Annotated in this window: 30 protein-coding genes; 25 read left to right on the top strand and 5 right to left on the bottom strand. The window is 60.2% G+C overall.

The window, feature by feature from the left end:
* The first annotated feature begins 262 nt into the window (after positions 1 to 262).
* A complete protein-coding gene (locus KYX17_RS00285; RefSeq protein WP_243224554.1) occupies positions 263 to 3,346 on the top strand; it encodes a hypothetical protein in 3,084 nt (1,027 codons plus the stop codon).
* A gap of 233 nt (positions 3,347 to 3,579) precedes the next feature.
* Complete coding sequence (locus tag KYX17_RS00290; protein ID WP_243224555.1) at positions 3,580 to 3,933, top strand: Lsr2 family protein; 354 nt, start codon at positions 3,580 to 3,582, stop codon at positions 3,931 to 3,933.
* An 80-nt stretch (positions 3,934 to 4,013) separates the two neighbouring features.
* Here the strand turns inward: KYX17_RS00290 and KYX17_RS00295 are convergent, their stop codons facing one another.
* Positions 4,014 to 4,385, bottom strand: a complete 372-nt coding sequence (locus tag KYX17_RS00295; protein WP_243224556.1) for a hypothetical protein — start codon at positions 4,383 to 4,385, stop codon at positions 4,014 to 4,016.
* A 1,418-nt stretch (positions 4,386 to 5,803) separates the two neighbouring features.
* Between KYX17_RS00295 and KYX17_RS00300 the strand changes: the two genes are divergently transcribed.
* From KYX17_RS00300 to KYX17_RS00370, 15 genes are all read left to right on the top strand, one after another.
* Positions 5,804 to 6,493 (top strand): hypothetical protein, encoded by a 690-nt coding sequence (locus tag KYX17_RS00300; RefSeq protein ID WP_243224557.1) that lies wholly within the window; start codon positions 5,804 to 5,806, stop codon positions 6,491 to 6,493.
* 219 nt (positions 6,494 to 6,712) lie between these two features.
* Positions 6,713 to 6,883, top strand: coding sequence for a hypothetical protein (locus tag KYX17_RS00305; protein WP_243224558.1), 171 nt, complete (start codon positions 6,713 to 6,715; stop codon positions 6,881 to 6,883).
* Complete coding sequence (locus tag KYX17_RS00310) at positions 6,876 to 7,085, top strand: hypothetical protein (protein WP_243224559.1); 210 nt, start codon at positions 6,876 to 6,878, stop codon at positions 7,083 to 7,085. Before KYX17_RS00305 ends, KYX17_RS00310 begins: the two co-directional genes overlap by 8 nt.
* Before the next feature lie 2 nt (positions 7,086 to 7,087).
* Positions 7,088 to 8,071, top strand: a complete 984-nt coding sequence (locus KYX17_RS00315; protein WP_243224560.1) for a GIY-YIG nuclease family protein — start codon at positions 7,088 to 7,090, stop codon at positions 8,069 to 8,071.
* Positions 8,059 to 8,250: a hypothetical protein gene (locus tag KYX17_RS00320; RefSeq protein WP_243224561.1), complete on the top strand. Its 192-nt coding sequence runs from the start codon at positions 8,059 to 8,061 to the stop codon at positions 8,248 to 8,250. Before KYX17_RS00315 ends, KYX17_RS00320 begins: the two co-directional genes overlap by 13 nt.
* A gap of 320 nt (positions 8,251 to 8,570) precedes the next feature.
* Positions 8,571 to 8,882, top strand: coding sequence for a hypothetical protein (locus KYX17_RS00325; protein WP_243224562.1), 312 nt, complete (start codon positions 8,571 to 8,573; stop codon positions 8,880 to 8,882).
* Between the two features lie 432 nt (positions 8,883 to 9,314).
* Positions 9,315 to 9,557, top strand: a complete 243-nt coding sequence (locus KYX17_RS00330) for a hypothetical protein (protein ID WP_243224563.1) — start codon at positions 9,315 to 9,317, stop codon at positions 9,555 to 9,557.
* A gap of 334 nt (positions 9,558 to 9,891) precedes the next feature.
* A complete protein-coding gene (locus KYX17_RS00335) occupies positions 9,892 to 10,215 on the top strand; it encodes a hypothetical protein (protein WP_243224564.1) in 324 nt (107 codons plus the stop codon).
* Between the two features lie 13 nt (positions 10,216 to 10,228).
* Positions 10,229 to 10,813: a hypothetical protein gene (locus KYX17_RS00340; RefSeq protein WP_243224565.1), complete on the top strand. Its 585-nt coding sequence runs from the start codon at positions 10,229 to 10,231 to the stop codon at positions 10,811 to 10,813.
* Positions 10,814 to 10,824: 11 nt separating this feature from the next.
* On the top strand, positions 10,825 to 11,475 hold the full coding sequence (locus KYX17_RS00345) for a recombinase family protein (protein WP_243224566.1): 651 nt from the start codon (positions 10,825 to 10,827) through the stop codon (positions 11,473 to 11,475).
* 75 nt (positions 11,476 to 11,550) lie between these two features.
* Positions 11,551 to 12,114 carry a GIY-YIG nuclease family protein gene (locus KYX17_RS00350; RefSeq protein WP_243224567.1) on the top strand — a complete coding sequence of 188 codons (564 nt, stop codon included), beginning with the start codon at positions 11,551 to 11,553 and terminating at the stop codon, positions 12,112 to 12,114.
* A gap of 38 nt (positions 12,115 to 12,152) precedes the next feature.
* Positions 12,153 to 12,335 (top strand): hypothetical protein, encoded by a 183-nt coding sequence (locus KYX17_RS00355; RefSeq protein WP_243224568.1) that lies wholly within the window; start codon positions 12,153 to 12,155, stop codon positions 12,333 to 12,335.
* 75 nt (positions 12,336 to 12,410) lie between these two features.
* Positions 12,411 to 13,175, top strand: a complete 765-nt coding sequence (locus KYX17_RS00360) for a hypothetical protein (RefSeq protein ID WP_243224569.1) — start codon at positions 12,411 to 12,413, stop codon at positions 13,173 to 13,175.
* Between the two features lie 124 nt (positions 13,176 to 13,299).
* A complete protein-coding gene (locus KYX17_RS00365) occupies positions 13,300 to 14,220 on the top strand; it encodes a S24/S26 family peptidase (RefSeq protein WP_243224570.1) in 921 nt (306 codons plus the stop codon).
* Positions 14,214 to 15,476, top strand: a complete 1,263-nt coding sequence (locus KYX17_RS00370) for a hypothetical protein (protein WP_243224571.1) — start codon at positions 14,214 to 14,216, stop codon at positions 15,474 to 15,476. The genes KYX17_RS00365 and KYX17_RS00370 overlap by 7 nt, the downstream gene beginning before the upstream one ends.
* 201 nt (positions 15,477 to 15,677) lie before the next feature.
* Here the strand turns inward: KYX17_RS00370 and KYX17_RS00375 are convergent, their stop codons facing one another.
* The gene (locus tag KYX17_RS00375) at positions 15,678 to 15,974 is read right to left on the bottom strand and encodes a hypothetical protein (protein WP_243224572.1); all 297 of its coding nucleotides are present in this window, start codon (positions 15,972 to 15,974) and stop codon (positions 15,678 to 15,680) included.
* A 312-nt stretch (positions 15,975 to 16,286) separates the two neighbouring features.
* On the opposite strand from KYX17_RS00375, the gene KYX17_RS00380 reads away from it, so the two are divergent.
* From KYX17_RS00380 to KYX17_RS00390, 3 genes are all read left to right on the top strand, one after another.
* Complete coding sequence (locus KYX17_RS00380) at positions 16,287 to 16,538, top strand: hypothetical protein (protein WP_243224573.1); 252 nt, start codon at positions 16,287 to 16,289, stop codon at positions 16,536 to 16,538.
* A gap of 323 nt (positions 16,539 to 16,861) precedes the next feature.
* Complete coding sequence (locus KYX17_RS00385) at positions 16,862 to 17,188, top strand: hypothetical protein (protein WP_243224574.1); 327 nt, start codon at positions 16,862 to 16,864, stop codon at positions 17,186 to 17,188.
* 326 nt (positions 17,189 to 17,514) lie between these two features.
* The gene (locus KYX17_RS00390; protein ID WP_243224575.1) at positions 17,515 to 18,498 is read left to right on the top strand and encodes a hypothetical protein; all 984 of its coding nucleotides are present in this window, start codon (positions 17,515 to 17,517) and stop codon (positions 18,496 to 18,498) included.
* Here KYX17_RS00390 and KYX17_RS00395 read toward each other — a convergent pair.
* From KYX17_RS00395 to acs, 3 genes are all read right to left on the bottom strand, one after another.
* On the bottom strand, positions 18,493 to 19,776 hold the full coding sequence (locus tag KYX17_RS00395) for a hypothetical protein (protein ID WP_243224576.1): 1,284 nt from the start codon (positions 19,774 to 19,776) through the stop codon (positions 18,493 to 18,495). The two genes, KYX17_RS00390 and KYX17_RS00395, sit on opposite strands and share 6 nt — an antisense overlap.
* 25 nt (positions 19,777 to 19,801) lie before the next feature.
* The gene (locus tag KYX17_RS00400; protein WP_243224577.1) at positions 19,802 to 20,359 is read right to left on the bottom strand and encodes a hypothetical protein; all 558 of its coding nucleotides are present in this window, start codon (positions 20,357 to 20,359) and stop codon (positions 19,802 to 19,804) included.
* 290 nt (positions 20,360 to 20,649) lie between these two features.
* Complete coding sequence (gene acs / locus KYX17_RS00405; protein ID WP_243224578.1) at positions 20,650 to 22,629, bottom strand: acetate--CoA ligase; 1,980 nt, start codon at positions 22,627 to 22,629, stop codon at positions 20,650 to 20,652.
* Positions 22,630 to 23,003: 374 nt separating this feature from the next.
* On the opposite strand from acs, the gene KYX17_RS00410 reads away from it, so the two are divergent.
* From KYX17_RS00410 to KYX17_RS00430, 5 genes are read left to right on the top strand one after another with little or no spacing between them, the layout of a single operon-like run.
* Positions 23,004 to 23,993 carry a TadA family conjugal transfer-associated ATPase gene (locus KYX17_RS00410; protein ID WP_243224579.1) on the top strand — a complete coding sequence of 330 codons (990 nt, stop codon included), beginning with the start codon at positions 23,004 to 23,006 and terminating at the stop codon, positions 23,991 to 23,993.
* The gene (locus tag KYX17_RS00415) at positions 23,987 to 24,892 is read left to right on the top strand and encodes a type II secretion system F family protein (RefSeq protein WP_243224580.1); all 906 of its coding nucleotides are present in this window, start codon (positions 23,987 to 23,989) and stop codon (positions 24,890 to 24,892) included. Before KYX17_RS00410 ends, KYX17_RS00415 begins: the two co-directional genes overlap by 7 nt.
* 50 nt (positions 24,893 to 24,942) lie before the next feature.
* A complete protein-coding gene (locus KYX17_RS00420; RefSeq protein ID WP_243224581.1) occupies positions 24,943 to 25,152 on the top strand; it encodes a DUF4244 domain-containing protein in 210 nt (69 codons plus the stop codon).
* 32 nt (positions 25,153 to 25,184) lie between these two features.
* Entirely contained in the window at positions 25,185 to 25,496 is a 312-nt protein-coding gene (locus tag KYX17_RS00425) for a TadE family type IV pilus minor pilin (RefSeq protein ID WP_243224582.1), read from the top strand.
* Positions 25,496 to 25,825 (top strand): Rv3654c family TadE-like protein, encoded by a 330-nt coding sequence (locus tag KYX17_RS00430; RefSeq protein ID WP_243224583.1) that lies wholly within the window; start codon positions 25,496 to 25,498, stop codon positions 25,823 to 25,825. The genes KYX17_RS00425 and KYX17_RS00430 overlap by 1 nt, the downstream gene beginning before the upstream one ends.
* Positions 25,826 to 25,887 lie beyond the last annotated feature (62 nt).

Consider the following 25,887-nt stretch of genomic DNA (forward strand, 5'->3'; position numbering starts at 1 on the left):
GTTGCTCTTGGTGTCACACGCAGTTGAGTCGAGCTGGCGACTCATGCTCCATAGTGAATCGCTTCTTGGTGTGACACATTCTCAAGCTCACAAGTGAATCGAGGGCGGCTGTCTCTTGGTGTGACACGTTCTCGGGTAATGAAGTCACGAGGAGGCTTGCTGAGCTTCCGGTGTACGGAGCCTTCTGGCAGGGATCGTTAGAGATGTGGTGGGCCGTGATATTCGGCACAACAACAACCACCCGTCAAGGAGGCGGACGACCATGAAGCTTAAGAAAGGATTGACAGCTCTAGTCCTCGGACTCGCTCTCGTTTTCACAGGCGCTACAGCCGCAAGCGCGCTCACCGGTCTACCTGGTGGAGGCACCGGAAGCGGCGGCGGAGGAGGTCTACCCTCCGGCTGGCGCTGGACCTACAGCAACAACATCAACGACCTACGTAACGCTCAAGGTATCGGCGCACACGGAGGCTATGACTCCTACGTTCGCGGGTCCTCCGGTGGACAGGCCCTCAAGGACATTTGCGAATCGCCGGACTTCGTGAGGGCTTACTGGATCGTTTGGCCTAACGGTAACGCGGCGAAGATGAGTTCGGGAACGGCCACCCTTGCGTGGTCGAATCCGGCTGGCGGTGACGCCATCGATCAGTACGCGGGAGGGCTGAACCGCAACGGTACTTACGTGATTTGCGTGAAGGACGACGTTGAGCGCCGCACCACAACGCAGGCTGAGACTCGACCGGGAAGCACTGCCGAGACCATCACCGGCATCTACTCCTGGCAGACACAGATTGCTCCCGAGACTCCGAACGGTTCAAGCAAGCTGAATCGAGAGACACAGACTCAGAAGAGCGCCTTCGGTGAGCTTTATGACTCCATCGCTACGAGCGGCAACGGCGGGTACGGCACCAAGAAGTCCAGCATCGAGGCGGCCAAGAGCACGACGGACAGGACGACGCCGAACGCGCCTACCTTGAACGCCAACAATAGGGCCGGCCTCGCGGAGGGGGGCGTGCTCAGTATCAGCCGCTTCACCACCAGCGCTACCTTGAGCCTGAGTCAAAGCTGGACCGAACGCCGCACCCGCAGCGCGACCTGTGACTACAGGGACGGCGTGAACATCGGCAACTGCTCTTACGGGGCGTGGTCGAGTTGGAGCGAGGTCAGCGGATCGAGGAGCCACAGCGTAGGCAAGACTCTGGGCACGCAGCGTATCGAGAACTTCTGGCAGATTCTGGCCGTCAAGTGTAACGTCTCCTGGTTCAACGAACTCAAGAGTTCCTACAGCGGACGCACCACGGACGGCACGGGTATCGCTGGCGTGAATCCGTCAGGCGTGAATGTGCTCCACACTCAGAGCTACAGCGCCCGTCCCAGCTTCTCGGGGGACAATCGTGTGATCCTTGGCGCAAGGGGAGATTCAAGCAGTGCGGCGAACGCTAACGCTGTGGAACGCTCCCACTATGCGGACTTCTACGGGCGCGCTTGTGCTGAAGGCCGATGGGCTAACGAGACTGCCTTCGTACAGGGATCGACCCGCTGGACGGAGCCTTACGCCTACGTCACGGACGTAACGAGAATGATTAATCTCAATGGCAAGGACCCCATTGGCGAGGACAACCTAAGGGATCAGTCCGGTACGGCGGCGCGAACAAACTTCGGAGCCGTGCGTGACAGCCTCTCTCGTGACACCAGCATCTACGAGACCGTTGAGGGTGCTATCCGTGCCGATGTGGGCTTCGAGACTCCTGACCTTGAGCTGAACCAGTCCAACCAGGAAGGTCTAGCCGAAGGAGGTGTGCTCAACGTGTACGAGCGCACTACATGGGCAACCATCGAGAGTGAACAGACCGACCGCTGGCTACGCTCTGTCGCCCAAAGCCGCATCCAAACCTGGAACGGTTCTCAGTGGGTATGGGGAACGTGGGTGAACAACGACAAGCTTCCTGCCGCCTACGAGCTTGAGAACGTGTGGCACACGGGCCGCAACTCGGAAGGTTCACCGCACGCTGGAAAGAACGAGCGCTTCGGAGAGGAGTACCACTGTGGAGCCGGTCGCGCTCCTGAAGACTGCCGCACCACGGTCACCTACCCGTTGGTCACAGTGGACGATCCGCGAAACTACAACATCTCAGACGCGATGAGCGGGGCAGGCATCCAGACTGAGGGCTGGTACAAGAGGAGCGAGTCTTTCATAAACTGGCACAACACGCGAACTCCGGAGGTTACTGGCTTCTGGCAGATCCTCTCGGTTCACTGTAACCCTGAGGAGCTTGCCGCGGCGTTGCGTGCTTACGGCACCGAAGGCAAGGACTACAGGATCGTCAGCCAGATCCACACCAACACCGGTGTGACGGCAGTGATCCACACCACGGCTCAATCAAGCATTCCCACGGCTCAGGGATCGAAGCTATTCGGATTCAGTGGCTACCCCGTGACCGATGGAGCTTTGATCCGCACGAGTGATCTGGGCTTCTACGACAAGCACTGCTCGATCCAGTGTACGACCAACCCGAACGCTGCCGGTGCCTCTTCACGAAATGGAGCAACGGACAACGTTTCAAGCCACAGCAACCGCGTGGAGGGAGGCAACGGAGGCGCGGCCTATGAGGACACAATCTCGAACTACTACGAGATGTTCCGCGACAACAAAGAGCGCGAGGTCAGCGTGAACGTGGCCTATCCCGTGGCCGATCAGGTTTGGCAGTACGACGGTGCGGCACCGATCGCTACCACGGTGACCCTCTGGCACGATCCTGCTCTTGACCCTCGGGAGCGCTTGAGCATCCCTGAGGGCGAGAAGGGCTACCCGCGTATCGGTAGTACGCCGGACACGAGCCCTCAAGGTGGACAGCTTCGAGTGAGCGCCGTGAATCAGGGAGGAGTGGTTGAACTCTTCACGGGTAACAGCGCACCTGTCACCCAGAAGAACTTCTCCGTGGACACCTACAGCGGCCCGTGGGCCACGAAGGTGCGAGGAGCCTACAGCGACTTCGAGGTCTCCGGCACGTGGGCAAGCCTCGAGGATCAGCCGGTGGTCATGAACGTGAAGTGGGAGTACCGCCCCACGACAGAGACCACCGTGCCCGCTGTCGTCGGCTTCGGTGCGCACACTGTGGCACGCACGGAGAACACTCGATTGCCTCAAGTGATCGATGTGGACTGTTACGGCGTGTTCGGTGCGAGCGGTTCACCGGCTCCAAGTGAGTACGCGGCGGACCGTCACACCGGTACCGGCACACCGAACGTCATTGACCGAAATGTGCTTAAGCCGAACCTCGCTGGTTCGGAGGCACGAGCCGATCAGCGTAACCTCGTGATCCGCTTCATCAGGGGAGTGAGCGAGTAAATCAATCCAAGAAGGGTCACGGTCTACGGATCGTGGCCCTTCTTTCGTTTTCGGTGAGCTACCGGTGTACGGAAGGGCGGTAGAGCAAGAGCGGCTGGCTGACGTTCTCCGCTCAAGTATGGAGGGATGGCGTGATTATGCGTGAGTCTCGGGAAACTCGCTCTGGCGGCGTCTGGTGACCTCTGGTGGCGTGTCCTATGCGCATCGTCGGAGCTTGAGTTATATTCGGGCTCATGGCGCGACAGATTATCTTGGCAGACGACCTGGACAACTCGATCACCGAGAACGTTCAGACCCTCACTTTCGCTCTCGATGGCAAGCAGTACGAGATCGATCTAGGGGAGGAGAACGCCGCGAAGCTCCGTGACGCGCTCGCTCCCTTCATTGAGAAGGCGCGACGGGCTGGCGGTGGGTCCTCTACGGCAAGCACCACACGACGCGGCGGCTCCGCTGTGCCCTCGAAGGAGATTCGAGCGTGGGCGAAGGAGCAGGGCAAGGAGGTCAGCTCCCTGATCAAGAGTGACCGCGGCGCTGTTCCCCGTGCCGTGATCGAGGCCTACAACAAGGCTCACGGCACGAACTACTGAGCATCCACATACAGCGAGGGGTCACGGTCTACGGATCGTGGCCCTTCTTTCGTTTTCGGTGAGCTACCGGTGTACGGAGCCTAGTTCTGGCGATACCTCGCGGCCAAATAGCTCTCCGCGTTCGGGGGAATCGAACCGTCTGGGGATAGCGACCGCATCCAGGTTTCGTACTTTGACACGAGACTGTCGGGGGCAATCGGATTGTTGACGACCTGGAAGACGGCTTCGTGTAACTCATTCATCTGCTCAGGCGACTTGATCATGAAGAAGATCTGTCCGGTGAGTGTTTCCCAGGTTTCCTCCAATATTTCGGGCGTTGGCATTTGAGGTGCCGCTCGCTTCAAAATACCGATAGCGTTCAGCAGCTCAGTCTCGTTCCAAGTCGAGGGGTCGGGATTGCTCGGCACATTACTGCTACCTCGCCTGAAGGCTTCACCGTTGTTGTCGCTCATGGTCACAGCCTACAGAGCTACCGGTGTACGCTCTGCCGACGCGCTGGCTCGCGTTCTCCGCTCGTCGGCTCCCAGATCGTGTGATTATGCGTCCGGCTCAGGAAACTCGCTCTGGCGGCGTCTGGTGACCGCTGGCACGGTGCCTACGATCCTCGGTAGAACAACCTCATGAACGTTGAGCTTGTACCCCTGTATCCGCGCCTCGAGGCCGCCGCCGTGAGCGGTCCAGGCAAGCACGAACTCGTGAAGATGTTCAACGCATACCAGTGCCGCGAGCGGAAGCGCTTCTGGACCCTGACGGATTCTTACGGTCGAGTATGGGTGAGGCCGAAAGACGTGCCGCTGATCCAAGAGGCGCTACTGCCAGAAGTCAGAACCTCAAGGCCTGTTGACACTCTTGCGCGGTAAGGCTGACGAACTTACCGGCCCCCTGAGATTGAGTTGCTGATCCTCTCTCGGGGGGCTTTCTCTTCGCCGGTCGAGCTTCCGGTGTACGCGGGACCACGGACGCGCTTTATAAAGTTTTCTGGCTCGCGGGGCGCGAGGTACCACAGTGGCAAGTATCCGCGAGACCGTTCCAGGCACCGTTGGTTGTTGCTCACTAGCGTTCGCGTCAAGGCCCACGGCCTTGTTTCTGTAGAGCAGGCTGGAACGCGGCTAACGCCGTCAAGGATGGCACCGTGACGCGGCGCGAAGGACTCTATTATCTCCAACCAGCAGTGAGACTTAAGAGAGTCACGGGTGGCGGGGCGACGTTGGCGAGCTACGGGGGCTCGCACGAGATGCGGCTACATCCCTGTTTTTTCGTTACAAGCAAAGAGCGCCAGCTCCGGTGCCGGTGAGCGAGTGGTGCCAGCACCACAAGCTGAAGAGAGACAAGAACAAGAGGGCTTGGCCCGAACGCGAGCGCTAGCGAGCACAAGCAACAGCCTTCCAGGGGTTTTCTACAACGCAGATAGCACCCAGAAGAGTTTCTATAGCTTGACTGGCCCCCTAAGCACTTTTCGACCCACAGAAAGACGCGCTTTTTACCGTCTCCCGATAGGCCCCCTAAGCGACGGTTTTTCGAGGTCGAGAAAGACGCGCTTCTTGCTGGCTCCCGATAGGCCCCCTGTCAGCACGATCTCTTGAGCCCCCTTTAGCTCCCGTCAACACCGAGCTCTCGGAGCGTCATCTGAGAAAATCTCCGAAGCGCGCGGTCTTCTGGCCGCTTTGTTGATATAAGGCTGTGTGACGTTCTCCGTTACATTTGTGTAGAGGCAAGGGACCAAATCTTGCCGAAGCCCCGCGGGATTGAGTTTTTCCAGATTTTTCCTCTCCCGCGGGGCTTCGTCTTTCGGCTGTTAGAGAGCTTTGTTGATATAAGAACCGTGAGCGTTTGGTCCCGCTCGCAAAAGCCTCTACCAAGGAGAAAAATCATGGCATACAAGTCTCAATCCCAGAAGGCTATCCATAGCCTCAAGCTGTCCGTCAAGATCGCGGACATTCTATTGGAGATCACTACTCCCAAACCGGGTGGTCGCCGCCGTGCGTATCCCGCTCATGACGCCGCGATGGACATTATCCAGCTGATCGTGGCTCCACGGATCTTAAGCGGGAAGAAGCTACACGCTGTCACTCGCCCAATGGTCCAAGAACTGGGAGAACATAGCGACAAGTCCGCTAAGAACGCCATCGTCATGCTTCGTGGGAAGGACGTACTCCGCTTAGTGAAGCGTTCTGAGGCGCACCGTGATCCTGAGACCGGCAACATCACACGCGGTCCGCACCTGTATGAGTTGAACCCTAAGTACATAGAGAAGCTGACTCCGCGTAACCAGGATGAGGCTCTAGAGGCGATCCTTCAGCACGGAGGTACCCGAAACGACTTCATTGATGCGCTCGCTACTTGCGAACTCATGGGGCTCAGAAGGGCGAGTGGCGAAGCGATCTTGCGAGCGTGGGAAGAGAAGAAGCGAATCATTAAGCGTCGTCAGACCGCAGCTGCCGCAAAGGGACGCACCGTTGTTCCTCGCATCGCCAGCGACAACAGGGAGCTACAGAAGGCCCTTGAGGATCTTCGTAAGCAGCGTGAGCGTTTCGAGCAAGCCACAGAGGACGGTGAGTGAGATGACGTACTTACACTTCAACCCGGAACTTCAAGCAGCCGAGCCTTGCGAGGCGCCCACTCCCGAAGACTGCCCGCTCGGACTATGGACTGTTCACAGTGACAATGCGGAGGATCTAATAGAGACCTACCGCGCGTGGTTAAGAGAGGGCGAGGGCATTGTGATGCGCTACTACTCCAAGACTGAACTGCGTGACAGTGGCGAGCTAGGAGAAGAGTCATGATGAAGCACTGGAGCCCCAGCCTGGAAGAGCTCGCCCTGTATGAGCCAGCCAACTACGACGAGATTACGGACGACGACGGAAGAGTGATCGCGTGGGAGCTTAAGCCTGAGATTGTCGCTCAAGTCGAAGCGATCCGAGCACGCATCGAGGAGAAGACCAATGGCTAACTCAAAGTTCCAACAAGCGCGTGAGGACGTTCTGGCGTTCATCGGGGAGCTTACTGCCGACTGGACTGAGGAGGAGAAGCGCGAGGTTACGAACACCGTCAACGGGATCTTCTTCAGCGGCCAGATCAAGCCGCACCCCCTTGTGGAAGCACGTCTAAAGGGACAGCCGCGGGTCAACTCCCGCCGTCGAGGGAGGGAATGACAATGACTTACGAAGACAAGATCCAGGAGATGCTTAACGGCTTCCCGCCAGACACTCACGAGTGGCTTCAACTCCATGTAGGTCAGGCCATGACTGGGTATCACGGGAGCCAGATCTTAGTGCTCCAAGGGCCTCAGATCAGAAAATCGACCCTTCTGGAGGTCTACAAGCAGATCCTTGGGGAAGGTGACTCCAGCTACGGCTTACAGGTGACTCACGAAGACCTCCTGCCAGAGAATCGACGAGTTCTCTTCAAGCGACTGAGGGGCAAGCGGTCACTACTCGTTGACTTCTACGACACTTCCCTGGACGAGTACCTTCCCACGCTGGTTAGTCTCCTGCGAGACCGCTTGGACGTAGGGACAGGGGAGTGGATAGACAATCAGGTGAACGTCTTCATCTATACCGAGTACCTGCCTCGGGCTGAAGACAAAAGTTCCTCAATCTTTAAGGAGTTCGCCCAGTCTCTCTCGATTATTGGCTACTGGCCCGATGGATGGAACCAAGAGGCTGAGCGCTACTTCAGAGACCTTTACGCAACAGCTCAACCCACGCGGGATAGATCCAAGTCTGGGAAAGCTCGACGTAAGGCACGCCGAAGCGCCCGACGTGTTGAGAACATCGAAAGCGCGGGAGTCTACGCCTACAGCTATCCGACGCACATCGAGAGCAAGAATGAGGACAAACGCTTCCTAATCAAGATCGGTCGTGGGATTGACATGAAAGCCCGAGTAGGCCAGCAAGCACGCCGTACTGAGGTGCCAGAGGATTTAGTGCTACTACGAACCTATCCGAGCACGAACCCTGTGGAGCTTGAGCGGAAGGTTCATCAGCACTTCAAGGACAAGGGTCAGCACCACAAGACCACCTATGGCGGGTCGGAGTGGTTCCGAGTGTCCCTGTCTGAGCTGGATGAAGCGCTCTCTGGCTTTGGCGTGACGCCCGCAACTACCGACGACAAAGGAGATAGCTCATGTTCCGTCTAATCTGGGGAGTCGTCAGTGCTCTCATCCTGTCGGGTATCGTGCTCGCCCTGCTCACGGTCTTCAACTGGGACCTCGTGGCCCTAGGTGAGTGGATCGTTGGTCTTGTCACGTCCACCGTGAACGCTGTGGCTGACTTCTTCATGAGCCTGTCGTGGTTCCAGAACCTCGTGAGCCGCTGACTCAAGCCGATATTAGTTGCCGATGTAAGGAGGTTTCTCGAATCACAACCATCACCTTCATTTCCTATGTTGGGAAGAGCCCCACACCGTAACTCAGAACTCCGGTGTGGGGCTTCTTCTTTGCGTCTTGAGCTTCCGGTGTACGTAACGCTTGATCGGCTGGCTCGCGTTCTCCGCTGTCGAGTGCGCTGGGCACACGATGATGCGTCCACGCTGGGAAGCTCGCTCAGAGCGTCACTGGTGACCTCCTGGAACCGTTTGAACGGCTTTCTGGCTGAGCGCGTTAGAAAGCCACCCAAACCCCTAACTAAGGAGAAACCATGTTTGACCAGATCGCCCCGTACACTCGACCGCTTGAAGACTCTGAGCGTGCGTTCCAGATCCAGCACGCTCTTGCGACTGCCCGTGTGCGGCGTTCGCTTCGCTTAAGGGCAGAAGAGTTGAGAGGGAGCGATGAGCGAGTTCAAGAGCAGTTGCTACGGCTCCGAGCTGAGGCTCGTGAGCTTGCGCACGTTGAGCCGGATCAGGCTCGCGCTCTCAAGCGCGCCTTCCGTGCCGCGCTCCTGTCACCTGAGTTCCCCGACCTCTATCCGCCTTACGAGGAGTTCACGGACGAGGAGCTTGAGCTCTGATATTCGTTGCCCAAACAAAATGGCAAGCAAGCGCCCCCTCCGAGCTTTAACCCTTCTTTCGCTCGGAGGGGGTTTGCTTTTGCTCGCTTGAGCTACCGGTGTACAGAAGGCTTCGGCGCTGGCTCGCATTCTGCGCTCGTCGGGCACGGATAAGCGTATTGATTCGTGGTTGCTGTAAAGCCGCGTCAGAACGGCGCTGGTGACCTCTGAGGGGTGCTTGTATGGATTCGGTGGAAGCGGCTTCTGTCTACGGGAGATTAGTTTCAAGCAGTCTTGCTAGAAAGTTGCGCTTCTAGAGAGTCCTGTCAGAGTGGACTTAACGACGAAAGGCCGCAGAGATAAGCATCGACCCTTGGGTTTATCCCTGGCGAAGATCACTTTCAGGTGCTCTGAGACTGATCACCCATCCATCGACTTCTGTAGGAGGCAATCATGACTGACGACGTGACTCGGATTCTTCTCGCTATTGAGGACAACACGGGCTACACGCCCGACCAGGTTCAGAACACCGTGACGGTGCGAGACCTTATGCGCGCACTTCAGGAGGCGGCCGATCAGTACGGCGAGGACACGCTGATTGTTCTCGACAACGGCCAGCGCTACGGTGCTCAGTTCGGAGGTATCGACATCTACCGTGACCTCATCACTCCGGTGGAGGCTGATGACGATGAGTGAGTCTTGTTGATATAACGCTGTGACGGCTTGGACAGCTGTTCTCGTGTGTGACGGACCCCCGTAAGGTTTTGGACGATTTCCTTACGGGGGTCCTTCTTTTTGCCCTGTGAGCTTCTGACTCACGGGGCTTTCTCGTGCGTGCTTGAGCTTCCGGTGTACGGAGCCTAAAGAAGTGCGGTGGCTCCGTGGTTTCTGGGGCTGTTCTTTTGTTTCAGCTTACGGACTCGCCTACCAGATGCTCAATGTTGATATTAGAACCAACTCATAAAACAGGTTCCAGAAGTAACTCGTTAGAAAGGCCTCTGGAACGTCAAAACCAACAAGGAGAACCGCAATGTACGTCACCAACAAGCTCAACCTCACTCGCAAGGGTCGCTCCTTCGCCATCGTCAAGGGACTGGAGGAAGTCGGCGTAGGCAAGCTCGCCAAGAAGTTCACCTACGACTGGTCTGACAGCCGTAAAGGCTTCTCACGCGAGGAGATGACTCAGCAGATCCAGCTTCGCCTAGAGGTGCCGAGGATCGTTGCCCTCAACCTTCTCGAAAAGCTGGACAACTCCAACGTTGAAGAAGAGGAACCCGTGCGCCGTGTTGATCCCGGTGCCCCCGCCTTAGGCCGTCCCGGTCTCCCTGTTCGCCCACTAGCCACCGTTCGCTGAAGGAGAGGAAGAGATGAGACTCCTAGCAACCATCCTTGGCGGAATAGTCGGGGCCGCTCTGTTCGTGATCGCTGTCATGATTGTCGCCGCGCTCCCAACTCCTGCCAAGGTTCAGGCAGAGCAAGCCGAGGCCGCCCACCACGAACTGATGGAGGCCACTGAAGCCGGTGAGTACGGGGTGACCTTCGAGGAGGGTACTGCCGCCTTTGAAGGTGTGCTCATGCCTGGTGGTGCGCCGGTCGAGACTACAGCCGTCCTCACGAACACGGGTGCGGCGGCAGGCACCGTTCACCTGTTCGGCGGCGTCCTCGAGGCCAACGCCGCGAGCTACGCGCTCGTGGATGAAGCCCAAGTAACCATTACGAGTCTTCAGGACGACCACCGAAGCGTCACGGTCTCACTGCGCGACTTCGCTGACTCCGAAACGATGGCGGCCTACGCGGACGGCAATCCCGTGGAAGTGGGAGAGACCGTTGCTTACGCCATCAGCATCGAGTGGCCCGAGACCGAGGATCCCGAGTTTGAAGCCGTCAATGTCTTCGTTCAGCTCGAAGCCACCTTCACTACCGACATCTTCACCGCAAACCTAATCGACTAAGGGGAAACATCATGACCGTCAAACTAGGGTACGCCCGCGTCTCGACTACAGGGCAGAACACGGACAATCAAGTACAGCGCCTCAAGGATGCTGGTTGCTCCGAGGTATTCGAGGAAACCATGAGCGGCACTCGCAACGCTCGCTCACCAAAGTTCCGCAGTCTTTTTGACCGAGTTCGACAGTTGCGAGAAGAGGGGGAAGAGGTCGTGGTTGTTGTTACGAAGATCGACCGCCTCAGCCGCTCACTCAAGGATTTTATCGAGTCGGTAATGGAACTCGCTGAACTCGGAGCTTCGTTCCGCGCCCTCGACAACTCGTTGAACTATGAGCCCAATGATGCCGCTTCTAAGCTAATGCTCCACATCTTCGGCGCTCTTGCTGAGTTTGAGCGTGAACTGATTGTCTCCCGCACTACCGAGGGCAAGAGGGCCGCAATGGAGCGAGGCGTGAAGTTCGGCGCACCACCGAAGCTCACTGCGAAGGACGTTGAACGAGTCAAGGAGCTTTGGGCTACTGGTCTCTACTCACCAAAGCAGATAGGGGACATGGTGAAGGGAGTGAGTCGAAGCACCATTCATCGTGTGCTCGGACTCTACAACGCCGCTCCCTACATCGACCGCGACGAGTGGGCTCGCTCTCAGAAGAAGCCCGCCAAGAAGTAACCCACACCAACAACTCAATCAATCATCCAACAACGGCTAGCACTACCACCTAGCCCCTTCACGGGGAGAAAGGAAATGACCGAATACGCACCACCGACCGAAGCCGAGCTAAGTGAGCACTACGGCTACATCTACAAGATCACGAATCTCGTTACAGGCACCGTCTACATCGGGGAGCACAAGCACGTGCCGGGAGAGGCCTGGACCAGCTACATGGGTTCCAGCAACTACCTCGACCAGGAGAAGAGAAGCTACGGCCTAGAGAACTTCAAGAAGGAGTGGATCGCTTGGACTGAGAACGAGGTCCAAGCCCTCCTCCTCGAAGCACGCTACATCAGCAAGCAACTCGCCAAGGAAGGCTTCTGCTACAACTCCTCCAACAGCTATGCCCTACACCGTGACCCTCAGGAGAACACGAAGCACTTTGCTTTCAAGGCTTCCTTCCGTCCTAAGGCGCGGCTCAAGGCCATCATCAAGGAGCTAACCGCCCTCGGCAAGCAAGCCAGCGATGACCTCGCGGAACAAACAGCGCTAAGTGAACTCGTCTTCGCTCACAAGCTGGCGCTCCACATCAAGCAACGGCGCGTTGAAGCTACTGGCCGCCTGGACGACGCCGACAGCAAGCAAGCACGCTCATAAGCCAACTACTACCGACAATCGACACAAGGAGAAAGGAAATGTATACCGACGCAACCATCGAGCACGCCCGTCAGCACCGTGAGGAATGGATGAAGGGCCTCTATCGGGCTCTGATCAACGATCCCAGCATCGAGACTCAGGAGGTTAATGCCCTCATCCAGCACTTCGCGCGATGCCTAAAAGCCAGTGCTCCCCAGGCAGAAGAGCTTGCGGAGAACTGACCCCCTAACGATATTCCCTACGTCTGAGGCCTAAGGAGGCTCTACCACCAGACGCAAACTCCAAGGAGAAAAACAATGTCATTCAGCAACGTACTTAACAACCGCAAACGAGTCATGGTTCTCGGCACCGTGGGCACTGTGTCCGCTCTCGCCCTCGTGGGTGGCGGGCTCGCATCGCTCACCGCAATCGACAAGCTTGAGGGTCACGAGGTTAGAGCGAGTGTCAATCACGCAATCGAGCACGTCACTTCAGACTTGATCGACGTGGACGTTAGCCCCGGAGCTGACATCTCACCCAACTACATTATTCAAGGCCAGAACACCGGAGCTCAAGCGGGTCACGTGGCCTTCCACATCGAGGATGGTACCGCCGTAGCCGAGGAGTTCTCTGACGCGGTTCTTGATCAGACGCTCGTGTACATCAACTTCTTCGTGATGGGTACAGACGGCCTAGCGAAGGATGGCATAGGAAGCTACGGTAAGTCCGTCACTCTCCGCGAGTTCCTAACCTTCGGATTCATGATGCTCCCGGACGACCCCGCTGCGATCCTTCAGCCGGGGGAGACCTTCGAGGTTAACGTGAACTTCATTCCGGCTGCGGACGCCTCTCAATGGGACGCTTCCGCCGTAGGAGACTTTGCCGCTCGGTTCACTAGCGTGCTCACCTTGAGCGCTGTTGACGGTAACGGCCGCTCTGATCTTGCCGCATACTTCCTTGACAAGGGTCAGGAGATCGAATCCGGGATCTACGTGCTGCCTGAATCTGACGTTCTGGACGCTTCTGGAACTGAGGCACAGCGCATCGAGACTACGGTTTCGGTCACTGATCCTGCCGAGTAATCCATAACCACCAAGAAGCCCCGCACTGATTCTCGATAGGTGCGGGGCTTCTTAGCGTGCGCGTGAGCTACCGGTGTACGGAAGTCGATATTCGCCGTACCAACAACCAACAAGGAGGCTAGCTATGGAGGCTACACCAGCAACCAATCTGGCACGCGAAGAGAAGAGGCTCAATCGCCGCATCACTTTGAAACAACGTGCCTTTGACTTAAGCGCCATCGTTCTACTCATCGCGCAGATTGCCACACTGCTTTGCGTGCTCTTCGCGGCAGTGCCGGCGGTTCAGATCGTGTTTCAGAAGTACAGCTACAGCACGGTACTCACTGGATCGATGACTGGATCGATCAATCAGGGCGACGTTGTGATTATGAAGCAGTACCACGGCGAAACCCTCAGTGAGGGAACCGTGATCGGGATTAACAATCCAAGCGGATCGCCCTTCATTCACCGTATCGTCGCCGTCAACGAGGATGGCACGTACACGACTCAAGGAGACGCGAACGACCGCCCCGACCTGTTTAAGCCTCGCGGTGGCAAGGACAGTGAGGATATCTGGGGAGTGCTCGAAGCCGTTCACGGTCAGCCGTTGGCTACAGCGATCACGTTCTTTGCGCCAGATAAGCAGTGGACGGACGAGTTCTTGGGAGCGGTCTCAGGCGGAGACTTCATCGGCGCGGTCGGGATGCTCTCGTCGGCTCCAAAGGGCTACGTGGGATTGATCGCGGCGTTCTTCCTCTCGTGGTGGCTCGTGCCGGACTTCCTGACATGGCTCCACAAGCGCTCACAGGCACGCGACGAGAAGGCAAGACGTGAGCTTGAGACAGCCTCAGGCAGGAGCACGCCGCCAGCGCCGTCCAGTGACGATCTGGACGAGCTTCCTGACTCGGACGAACAAACACCCGCCGAGACGAGTACGGGCGACAGAGACGAAGCCAGCGCAGGGGAGCAACCGCTTCCGGCTCTTCTCACTCTGGACGCCGACGAGTTCAAGAACCAGCTCGCAGCTACCGCGCGAGCCAACAGAAAGGAGAAACAATCATGGTGAGCTACCACAAGACAGGAAGCGGTGACTGGACCCGCTGTAGAGCGCGCGTGCGTCAAGGCCAAGGAGTGACGCTATGCCCGATAGGCGATGCTCAGCACAGGAACGGGCTTGAGGGCATAGCTGAAGCTGGCGGCGGTGTGCTCAAGCGCTGGATCGCTGACGACACCTACCGCGAGACCAAAATCGTGCCGGATAAGAGCAAGGGCACGTTCATGGCGATCACCGGTCGCCGCACGAGTGTCTTCAGGATGGACGGTAGGCGCGTCACCCTGAAGGAGAGAGTGAAGGGGGAGAGGAGCGAAGTCATAGAAGGCGAGTTCGGGTGGCGATTCGATCCTAGAACTGGGAAGGCTACCGTGAGTGAAGACTCTCCAATCACGCTAGTCAACTCGGTCGTCTATTCTGAGTCCGACGAAGACACCATGAGGAAGATAGCCGCGTTTGGACATGACCGCGAAATGGTTGCGAAGTTCCTCGAAGGCTATCCGTACGTGCCGAAACGCCTCCTGAAGGCAGTCAAGGACAAACACCCCGACCTCTACGCTTCTTACACTCCGAAGAAGAAGATCGAGCTAACGCCGCTCATGGAGGACTTTTCGCTTCTGCTCGTTGAGCTTCATCGAGCAGAAGATGAGAATCGTCGGGAGAGGGCAGACAAACTGATCGAGTCCCTTCCGTCCGTGTTCCGCGACCACGTAAAGGGGCTTCTGGAGGAACGGGAAGCAAAGGCAGAAGCTACCGGTGTACGGAACGTGAGTGAGGAGGCCGAAGCTAAGATGGAGACCGTGAGTGAAGATAAGCCGGGCTGGTTGAAGGCCTCAGAGGAACGTGCGGATCATTACCGCATTATGCGCGACATGGGTGATGAGCCTATTCGAGCATTGAGGTTCATGGTTACCGAGTACGGGGTCAAGTCAGATGTTCTGAGACTCTACTTGTCCGAAGTGTCCCCGCAGACAGTCGAGTATTACCGTGAAAGTATCGACTACTTCGCGGACTACTACTGGAAAGAGCGCATAGTTGGCGAAGATTTCATGTGGGACGCCGAGGAGGCTCGTGATTATCTGAAGGAGATGTGGCGCGAGCAAGTTGACGTGAGGAACAACGCTGACTATTACGAGAACCGCGAGGACTACGCTACTTGGCCCGACGCCTCTAGGAGCGCCGATGAGATGATTGACATGCTCATTGAGCTACATCGTCCGGCGTTCGACCAGTGGTACCAAGACGGAACAGGGGGGTGGAGAAAGAAATGATCAGACACGTCTACATTGATGAAGCTGTGTTCATCGACCCGGAGACAGGTGAACCCTATGAGATGTGCGTACTACACGACCAAGAAGGAAACATCGAGACCTTCCCGAAGTAAGCAGAACGCACGAAGAAGCCCCGCACCACTTGTTCTAGGTGCGGGGCGTCTTCTATGTGTGCTTGAGCTACCGGTGTACGGAACCCTTCTAAGAGTCGAGCTTGTTCCCCCGGTACACGTCGCCCTCAATGTAGGTGATGGTCTCGCCGGTCCTCGAGGTCGCTACCCAGAGGTAGTCGCCCTCCCGCCAATCGATACGCCAACCAGCTTCGTAAAGCGCGTCTCCAAGGGTCTCGTCAGCACCGCCAGGGAAGAAGGCGTCACCGGCTGAAGGCTCATGGAAAGCGTCGAGAAGACCCTTGAGCGAGTCAAAGGTCTGAGGCTTCTCATCAGCGATCTTCTTGAGGGTCGAGTGGTAGGCGGCCCAGTAGTTGTTGAGGTCCATGTACTGCCAAAGTACACGGCGGCTACGACATTTACACCCGCGCGCGTGGGAGCCGTGCCAGAGGTCACCAGTGACGATCTGGCACGGCTTCCTCCACTGAACGATGAATGATGCGGGTGGCTGTCTGGTGACCTTAGAGCACGTCCTAGCCTCACGAGTCTTATGGGCCTCCAGGAACGAATCTAGAAAAAGTTCCAGGGAGAGTTGCGCTTCTGGAGAGTCCGGTTAAAGTCAGTCCTGCCCAAACCAGCACCACCCAAAACTTCACACCGAATCAGACACCAATCATCCAACAGAAGGAGAAGCATCATCATGGCTACCGCCACCAAGAACGAGACCACCACGAAGAACGAGGCCGTCGCCGTCGAGGAGACGGAGTTCGACATGAAGGAGATCACGCAGGCGTTCCGCGTGCTGAAGTTCAAGCTGTCCACGCTCCAGGCCGATGCGCGTCGGCGCCTTCCCTACATGAGCGCCACCAAGGAGGAGGCCGAGCGCAAGTACGCCGAGGCGTTCAAGTCCGTGCGGGACATGACCACCCAGCTCGCGCGGGAGCTCGGCTAAGGTCGCTCCCTTCACTTCAACGAACAAAGCCCTCGTAGGTTTCGCGCCTACGGGGGCTTTGTTGTGCGTTCTCGGAGATGAGCTGGCTCGGTTCTCCGCTCAAAAAGCGTTAAAGCCGTACGACTACCCGCGGTTGAAACGAGCACCGAAAGAACCATGGTTCTACCGTACTTTTTTCCCTACCTAAGAAACTATGGTTCTACCGTACTTTTTTCGAGAAATCGGAGCTGGCTCGGTTCTCCGCTCACTTTTCAGCACGGGCTTTTCTGGCGAATCTACGCACTCTCGTTGACTCTGCTGGAGAACCATGTTTAGTGGACCCCATGACGACCACGACTTCTTACTTCCCTAAGCTTTTCAGCACGGATATGGCGGACTCTGTTAAGTACGAGACTCGTTCAGAAGATGACGGGCTCTACGTAACGTCGATCTATCACGGTGATGATGAGGGAGAAGCTACTGCCACCTATGGGCCGCTCAGGCTGATGACTTCCGCTGAGCTTGTGGCTGCCGAGATTGAGCATTGGGGTGGCCCAACTTCTTTCCTTGAGGGTGAAGTTCATGAGTCCACTACGGCCACCGGCGCTATCGTGCTCTTTGCGAAGATCAATGGAGCCTTCTACAAGGGCGTCGAGCCTGGCACGCTCTGAGCTACCGGTGTACGCTCTGCCGACGCGCTGGCTCGCGTTCTCCGCTCGTCGGCTCCCAGATCGTGTGATTATGCGTCAGGCTCAGGAAGCTCGCTCTGGCTGCGTCTGGTGACCGCTGGCGGTGACTCTAAGGCTTACTCAAGAGCAACCTCTTCTAGCAAAAAAACATACTCGGCATAGTGGGGGAGTAAAAACATACTCGGCATAGACATATAACTTGTGGTGGGGGGTATGGGGGGAAGAGCCCAACTTGGAAGAGTTTTAAAACAGCGCGAAAGTCACCGAAGAGCACAGAGCTACCGGTGTACGTAAGTTAGACTCGCGCTATGGACTCGATCTATATCCCGTCTCGTGGACGGTTCCGCACCATGTCCACTCACAAGCACTTTCAACGGTACGGGATGGACAAGTGGTTCTACGTGGTGGAGCCCTTCGACTACGCCAACTACGTGCGAGCCCTGGATGAAGAAGGCATCCCTGAGCCTGAGCGTCACGTTCTGATGTTCGACGTGGACACCTATAAGGAGCCCTACCACGAGTACAGGAACCCTAAGGGCTTCATGTATGAGGACGGGCAGGGGTGGGACCCTAACAAGACCACCGGCCCTGGTCCTGCTCGCAACGCTCTCATTGACTTCGCGCGGGAACGCGGTGAGAGCCACTGCTGGATGATGGACGATGACATTCTTGGCTTCGGCGTAGACGCCTTCCACTTCCAGAAGGGTGTTTACGCGCGGGGAGAAGAACGCCTCAACATCGTTGAAGTCTTCGAGCTGTACGAGCGGCTGCTGGACAAGTACGACAACCTCGGCCTCGCTGAGTTCGAGAAGGCTGGCATGGCTCACAACCACGGGAAGAACAGCCACTTCTCGCTGAGCAAGACCTACACCTGTATCCGCATCAACACGGCGATTGACATTCCCTGGCGGGCGCGCTTCAACGATGACGTGATCTACTCGCTGGACTACCTCTGGCACGGCTACGTGAACTTGTCGAGCAAGATCGTTTCCTACCAGACGCCTGACACTCAATCTCAGGCGGGCGGGATGACAGAGGCATTTAAGCAGGAGGGCGACGATGAGGAGCTAAGGGAGATTGCCAAGCTCAAGGGGGCGCCTCCGCTTGAGGAGATTGAGATGAGCAAGTACCGCGGCACCCTGGCGAAGGCGCGCGTGCCTCACAACTTGTACCCGTCCGTGGCTGAGCCGGTCTGGAAGTACAGCCGCCCGCATCACGAGGTCAGCTACAGCAAGATCGAGAAGGATCTAGTGCTCAAGGATGGCGCGAACCTAGACGATCTGGTGCTATAGCTCACGGCTCCACAAAGCCAACCGATCGCGCTGATTCGCCCGCTCAGCCTCACTAGGCTCACCCGTGAGCTTCGGCGCAACCTGAGGCGCTTCCTTCACATAACGCTTGAGTCTGCGGTTGAAGGCCTCCGCAGACTCAGCACCATGAAGTGCGGTGGCTTCCTCAGCGTCTAGGCCGAAGTGAGTTCGCGCGAGGATCACGAACTGACTGGCCGACATGAGGTAGGGATCCTCAACCGCTGTCTCGACAGTAGCCTCCAAGCGCGGTTCCGGCTCCTGAACCTTGAAGCGGTAGCGAGGCATTGCGGGATGCCGATACAGGCCGTCCTCATCAACGACCCAGCGCCAACCCTTCTTCGCCTCGATCTTGGCCCCGCGGTCCAGCATCTCGCGCTCTTCTTTGAGGTGTAGCTGAAGTTTCTCAACCACTCCGCCCGCAGTCTTACCCTCGCGGATCATCCTCTCTCGAACGTCAAGGATCTTCTCGCGTAGGGCTTCCACATAGAGCATCTGAGCCGGATCGAGCTTCGTGCGCCCTCCAAGCTGTTTTCTGATCAGCGTTCCCAGCCGATCAAGGGTCGCTGGCGAACACGTCAGGGTGATCTTCTCAGGGAGGAAGAAGAAGCCGACGGAGCGGAAGGCCTCACGCTCTTCCGGGGAAGCGGAAATCAGGGCCTCTTGAAGCTGGTTGTTCTTGCGGAAGGTCTTCTTAGTCTCGTCCTCCGTGCTGACGATGTAGCGGAAGCCCGCATCAAACGGCGCGTTCCTCAGGATCGCAACCGGCACGGCTTCGTATTCGTCCATCTCGGAGAGCGCCCAGAAATACTCCAAGCCAACGATGACTCTGAAGTCCTCATCGAGCACGAGCAAGACTCGATCCAAACCTTGAGCGGCTATGTGTGCCTTCGCCAACTCTTTGCTGAACTGTACCTTCTGAAGCAGGAAAGCGCCGGAGTCTTGCCAGAGTGTTACCTCGTTCCAGACCTGCCTAAGCTCTTCACCCGTGACGCCTTCGGGCAACTTCACGAGCGACTGATCGCCCTTCGAGAGAGCTTCGATCAAGGACTTGAAGGCAGGGATGAACTCTTCACCTGTGTGTCCAACGGGGATCGCATCGGCTAGGTCTTGAAGCGGCAGTCGGACATTTACTAGTGGGAACTTTGGTGCGTAATCGAAGCTCTCACCTAGGCTTGGCAGACTCGCAAGGGCGTCCCACCCGCCCTGCCGTACAGCTTCCTTCAGGGCGGGCAGAACATCCTCAAGCGGATCGGAGGTCATGCGTGAGAGAAGTTAAAACGCGAGGTCAGCGCTTACCGGCGGTCCGCTTGGCCGCTTCCTCGGAGCGCTTCTTCTGGAGCTTCACGAGTTCGTCCCGAACCTCCGAGGAGAAGTCGTCACCGTACTTCTCGATCATGTCCTTGGCCGGAACCTTGGACTTGGCGATGAACGACTCGACCACACCAACCTTGAGCTTTCCGTTCGCGGTGATCGTGTGGACTTCACCCTCGGCAATGTCCTCAGCCGTGATGTCAGAGAGCACAGAGCGCAGAGCCGCCACCAACTCCTTCTTGGCTTCACGAGTCTCACGCTCAAGGTTCTGGAAGTTCTCAAGGCGCTGATCGAACACCTGGCGCGAGTCCACCTTCTCGACCCGAACGCCGAAACCAGCCTGGATCGCCTCGTTCTTCACGAAGCCCTTGATCCACTCATCGATCAGAGATGCGTTGCTGGCCTTGGTCGTGTCGAGCTTGGGAGCGTAACGCGCCACAAGCTCAACGTCGGTAAGAAGTTCGGCCTCCGCGGCCTCGCTCTCATCCTCGACGGGGGACAGGTCGATCACGCGAAAGATGGCTCCGGCCACGATTAGCTCTCCTTGGGAAGGGGGTAGGGGTCCGCTCATAACCTAACGGAACCTGTAAACGCAAGATGAACCGCTACCCGCGGGCGTGTCGCACATTCACGAGGCATTCCAGCAACGAACCCCTCCGCCCGATGCTGTTGAGCTACCGGTGTACGGAGGGGTTCGTTGGGTTCAGGCTCGAACCGTGGTGCTGGCTCGCGATCTGGGACGTTGACCCTCAAGGCGGCGTAATGATGCGTCCCACTCGTGAAGCCTCGCCAGAGCGACGCTGGTGACGTGTGGTGACGTGCCTACGGGCGTCGTGACACCTGCTCGCTGATGGTGCTCATGACCATCGTGTCGGCGAGGGTTTGTGTGTCACCGACCTCGCGCCCTTCAGCAACGTCGCGGAGGAGTCGCCTCATGATCTTGCCCGAACGAGTCTTCGGCAGCTCCGTGACGATGTACACGTCCCGCGGGCGCGCGATTGGCCCGATCTGGTCACTGACCCACTGACGCAGGGACGCGATCAGATCGTCACCCGTGCCGTGCTTCGCCAGATACGATTCCTTCAACACACAATAAGCGACCACCGCCTGACCGGTCGTCTCGTCGGCGGCGCCGACGACGGCGGCTTCGGCGGTCGCTTCGTGTGCGACGAGCGAGGACTCGATCTCGGCGGTCGACAGGCGGTGTCCGGACACGTTCATCACGTCGTCCACCCGGCCCAGCAGCCATAGGTCGCCGTCCTCGTCGAGGCGGGCCCCGTCTCCGGCGAAGTAATAGCCCTGATCGGCGAACTTCTCCCAATACGTCTCGACGTAGCGCTCCGGGTCCCCCCAGATGCCGCGGAGCATGCTGGGCCACGGCTCGGTGATGACGAGGAGCCCGCCGTTGCCGTTGCCGACTTCCGCGCCCGCCTCGTCCACGACGTCGATCGATATGCCCGGCAGCGGCACCTGCGCCGATCCGGGTTTGGTGGCCGTGATGCCGGGCAGGGGAGAGACCATGATGGCGCCGGTCTCGGTCTGCCACCAGGTGTCGACGATCGGCGTCTTCCCGGCGCCGATCACGTCGCGGTACCAGATCCACGCCTCCGGGTTGATCGGCTCGCCCACGGATCCGAGCAGTCGCAGGCTGGACAGGTCGAACTTCTTCGGGATGCTGCGGCCGGTCTTCATGAAGGAGCGGATCGCGGTCGGCGCGGTGTAGAAGATCGTCACGCCGTACTTCTCGATGATCTCCCACCAGCGGCCCGGGTGCGGGGTGTCCGGTGTGCCCTCGTAGAGCACCTGGGTCGCGCCGTTGGCCAGCGGCCCGTAGGTGACGTAACTGTGACCGGTGATCCAGCCGATGTCGGCGGTGCACCAGTACACGTCGGTCTCAGGGTGCAGGTCGAACACGTTGCGGTGCGTGTAGGCGGCCTGGGCGAGATAGCCGCCCGACGTGTGCAGGATGCCCTTCGGCTTGCCCGTCGTGCCCGAGGTGTACAGGATGAACAGCGGATTCTCGGCCGGAAAGGCCTCGGCCTCGTGATCCGCGGATGCCGCGGGCACCACGTCGTGCCACCAGATGTCGCGATCGTCGACCCAGTCGACCTCGTTCTCGCCGCGGCGCACAACGAGCACGTGCTCGACGGTCTTCTGCTCGCCGTCCCCGCGATCGGAGAGGGCCTGGTCGACGGCGGGCTTGAGCGCCGAGACGCGACCCTTCCGGTAGCCGCCGTCCGCGGTGATGACGAGCTTGGCGCCCGCGTCGTCGATGCGCGAACGCAGACTGTCGGCGCTGAAGCCGCCGAACACGACGGAGTGGATCGCACCGAGCCGGGCGATCGCGAGCATCGACACCACGGCCTCGGGGATCATCGGCAGGTAGATGGCGACGCGGTCGCCGTGTCCGATGCCGAGGTCCGCGAGCACGTTCGCCGTGCGCTTGACCTCCTCGGTCAGCTCGGCGTAGGTGATCCGGCGCGAATCACCGGGCTCGCCCTCCCACAGCAGCGCCACGCGGTCGCCGTTTCCTGCTTCGACGTGCCGGTCAAGGCAGTTGTAGGCGACGTTCAGCGCGCCGTCGTCGAACCACTTCGCGAACGGCGGGTTCGACCAGTCCAGCACGCGGGTGAAGGGGGTGTGCCAGTGCAGCAGCTCGCGTGCCTGATCGGCCCAGAAGCCCTCGCGGTCGGCGGCGGCGCGCTCGTAGAGCTCCGGCTTCGCGACGGCATCCGCGGCGAACTCCGGCGACGGCGGGAACCGGCGGGTCTCGTCGAGGAGATGATCGATCTGGCTGCTCATGCACGCGCTCCTTTGCAGCGGACGAGGTCGTGCAGGGCACACGACCGTGACACGGTGAATCTAGTGTGCACCCCCGACGTCGAGTACTGCCGAAAGTCGGTAACGGCGCGGGTTTTGTCAGGACGGTGTCGACACGTACACTCGACGACAGCCGAATTCTCATTCCGGCCTTGGCGTGTCCCCTTTCCCCCGATCGGGGCGCGTCGTGGGCGGCATCTCATTCCCCCCGTGAGGTGCCGCCCATTCCGTTCTCGGCCGCTTCCCTGCGGCGCGGGAAGTCACTCGCTCTGCACGAGATCCTGCTCCCGATCTCTTCTGCACAGATCGCGGATTCCGCCCCTCCGCAGCGCCGCGCCGCCTTCTAGCGTCGACGCATGCCCACGCCGTTCGTCATCGCCCCGCTCGGCCCTGGAGGAGGATCCGAGGCCGTCGCGATCGATCCCGCCTTCGGTCCGCTGGCCGTGCACTGCGCGGACGAGGCGGTCACCGACGTGTTCGTCAACGGCGCCGACGGGCTCTTCGTGGACAGGGGCCGTGGTGCCGAGCCGGTGGCGGGATGGTGCGCCTCCGAGCGCGAGGTGCGCGACCTGGCCGTCGCGCTCGTGGGTCTCGGGGGTCGTCACCTCGACGACCGCTCGCCCTGCGTCGATGTCCGCCTGGCGCACGGCATCCGGGTGCACGCCGTGCTCGCCCCGGTATCCGCCACCGGCACGGCGCTGTCGGTGCGCATCCCGCGCGTGCACGCCGGCGATCTGTCCGGGCTCCGCGATCTCGGATGCTTCGACGAACGCCGCCGCCTCTGGCTGGAGGACCTCGTCGCTCGGAGGGCGAACATCCTCATCACCGGGGGCACGGGAACGGGGAAGACCACGCTGCTGAGCGCGCTGCTGTCCGCTGCCCCCGCTCGGGATCGCATCGTCACGATCGAGGACGTGGCCGAGCTCCGGCCGCGTCACCCGCACCATGTGGCGCTCGAGGCGCGGCAGGCGAATCTCGAGGGCGCCGGCGGGATCACGCTCGCCCGTCTCGTGCGCGAATCGCTGCGCATGCGCCCCGACCGGCTCGTCGTGGGCGAATGCCGAGGAGAAGAGGTGCGCGAGCTGCTCACCGCGCTGAACACCGGGCACGACGGCGGCGCGGGCACTCTGCACGCCTCCGGGCTCGCCGACGTCCCTGCGCGGTTGGAGGCGCTGGGAGCCCTCGCCGGCATGGACGCGACGGCGCTCGCGCGACAGGTCGTCAGCGCCTTCACGATCGTGCTGCACCTGGCGCGGGATGCCGACGGCATACGGCGGATCGAGAGCGCCGGCCGATTCGTCCTGCGCGGAGACCGGCTCGGCATCGAGGAGGCGGCACCATGGTGACGCTGACCCGCCGCACGGCACCGGATGCCGACACCGCCGTCGACGCAGCGGTCACGGTGCGCATGCTCGCCGTGCTGTTGCAGGCGGGCGCGGCGCCGCTGGCCGCCTGGCGGCATCTCGCCGCCACCGGCGACGCCCGTGCCGCACGGGTCGTCGCTCGCTGCGAGGCCGGGCAACCGCTCGCCGTCGCCATCGAGTCCGAAGGCGGTGCATGGCGCGACGTCGCGTCGGCGTGGGAGATCGCCGCACACGTCGGCGCGCCTCTGGCCGACGTCCTCCGTTCGCTCGCCGAAACGCTGCAGGATGCCGCGGCCGCCGCCGACGACGTGCGCATCGCCCTGGCCGAACCCGCCGGCACCGCGCGACTGCTGCTGTGGATGCCGCCGTTCGGTCTGCTGCTCGGGTTCGCGCTGGGATTCGACACCCTCACGGTGATCACGACGCATCCGATCGGGATCGCGTGCGTCGTCGGGGGCCTGCTGCTCGTCCTGGCGGCGCGACTGTGGACGGCGAAGCTGGTGCGCTCCGCGCAGCCGGACGCACGCACTCCGGGCATGCACACCGAGCTCGTCGCCGTCGCGCTCGCCGGCGGCGTCTCGATCGAACGCGCGCTGCGCCTCGTCGCGGACAGCCCGTCGGGCGGGAGTGCGGCCTCGACGCGGACCGGCGGGGTGCTGGAACTGTCCCGTGCCGCCGGTGTGCCGGCCATCGAGCTGCTGCGAGCGTCGTCGGCGCAGGAGCGCCAGGACGCCCGCATCGCCGGCCGGCTGCGGGCCGCGCGGCTGTCCAGCCGGCTGCTCATCCCGCTCGGCGTGTGCACGCTGCCGTCGTTCCTGCTGCTCGGCGTCGCGCCGCTGCTGCTGAGCGTGCTGGCCTCGACGCCCTTGCCGCCCCTGTGAGCCCCGGATCGTCTGCGATCCACCCAGAGAAGAAGGAAAGAAAGAGGTACATGATGAACAGGAACGAGAAGCTCCCCGCCCTGACCAGGGGCAGGGCCGCCCGGCTCTTCGCCGACGAGTCCGGTGCCGCGACGGCCGAGTATGCGATCACGACGATGGCGGCTGTCGCGTTCGCCGGACTGCTGGTGGTGATCATGCGGTCCGATGAGGTGCGCGGCATCCTGACCGACCTGGTGCGCCGGGCTCTCACGGTGTCGTGATGCGCGTGCGTCGCCGGGACGAGGAGGGAACGGTGGCCGCCGAACTGGCCGTCGCCGTTCCCGCGGTCCTCGTCGTCCTCCTCCTCGGTGTCTCGGCGCTGGGAGCGGCGGCGCAGCAGGTGACTCTGCAGGACGCCGCCGCCGACGCCGCGCGACTGCTCGGTCGAGGCGAGCCGGCGTCCGCTGCCGCAGCCGCCGTGGCGCGCGCCGTGGACGGTGCGCGTGTCAGCACGCAGATCCAGGACGACCTCGCCTGCGTGACCGCGCGCGCCGAGGTCAGGATCGGCCGCATCGTCTCCGTTCCGCTGCAGGCGTCCAGCTGCGCCCTGGCCGGAGGCCTGTGATGGCGGGCACCAGCATCTCCGCCGGCGTGCTCGCGATCGCGGCGACCCTCTCCCTGGGGCTCGCCGCGGTCGGGGGAGCGGCCGTGACCGCGCAGCGGGTGGCCGGTGCGGCCGACGCCGCGGCTCTCGCCGCCGCCGACGCGGCATCCGGAGCCGTTCCGGCCGCGGACGGTCCGTGCGCGCTCGCCGCGCGGGTCGCCGCGGCATCCGGGGCGCAGCTCGCGCAGTGCGATCTCGCCGGTCTCGTGGCGACCGTCACCGTCCAGGCGAAGTACGCTGGACTCGACGCCGTCTCCCGAGCCCGCGCCGGGCCACCCGAGGGATTCTGACGGTCGATTCCACACAGCCGCTGAGAAGACATCCGAACAGCGGTGTGTATGGTGTGCTTCGA

Source organism: Microbacterium sp. CIAB417 (genome assembly GCF_022788845.1).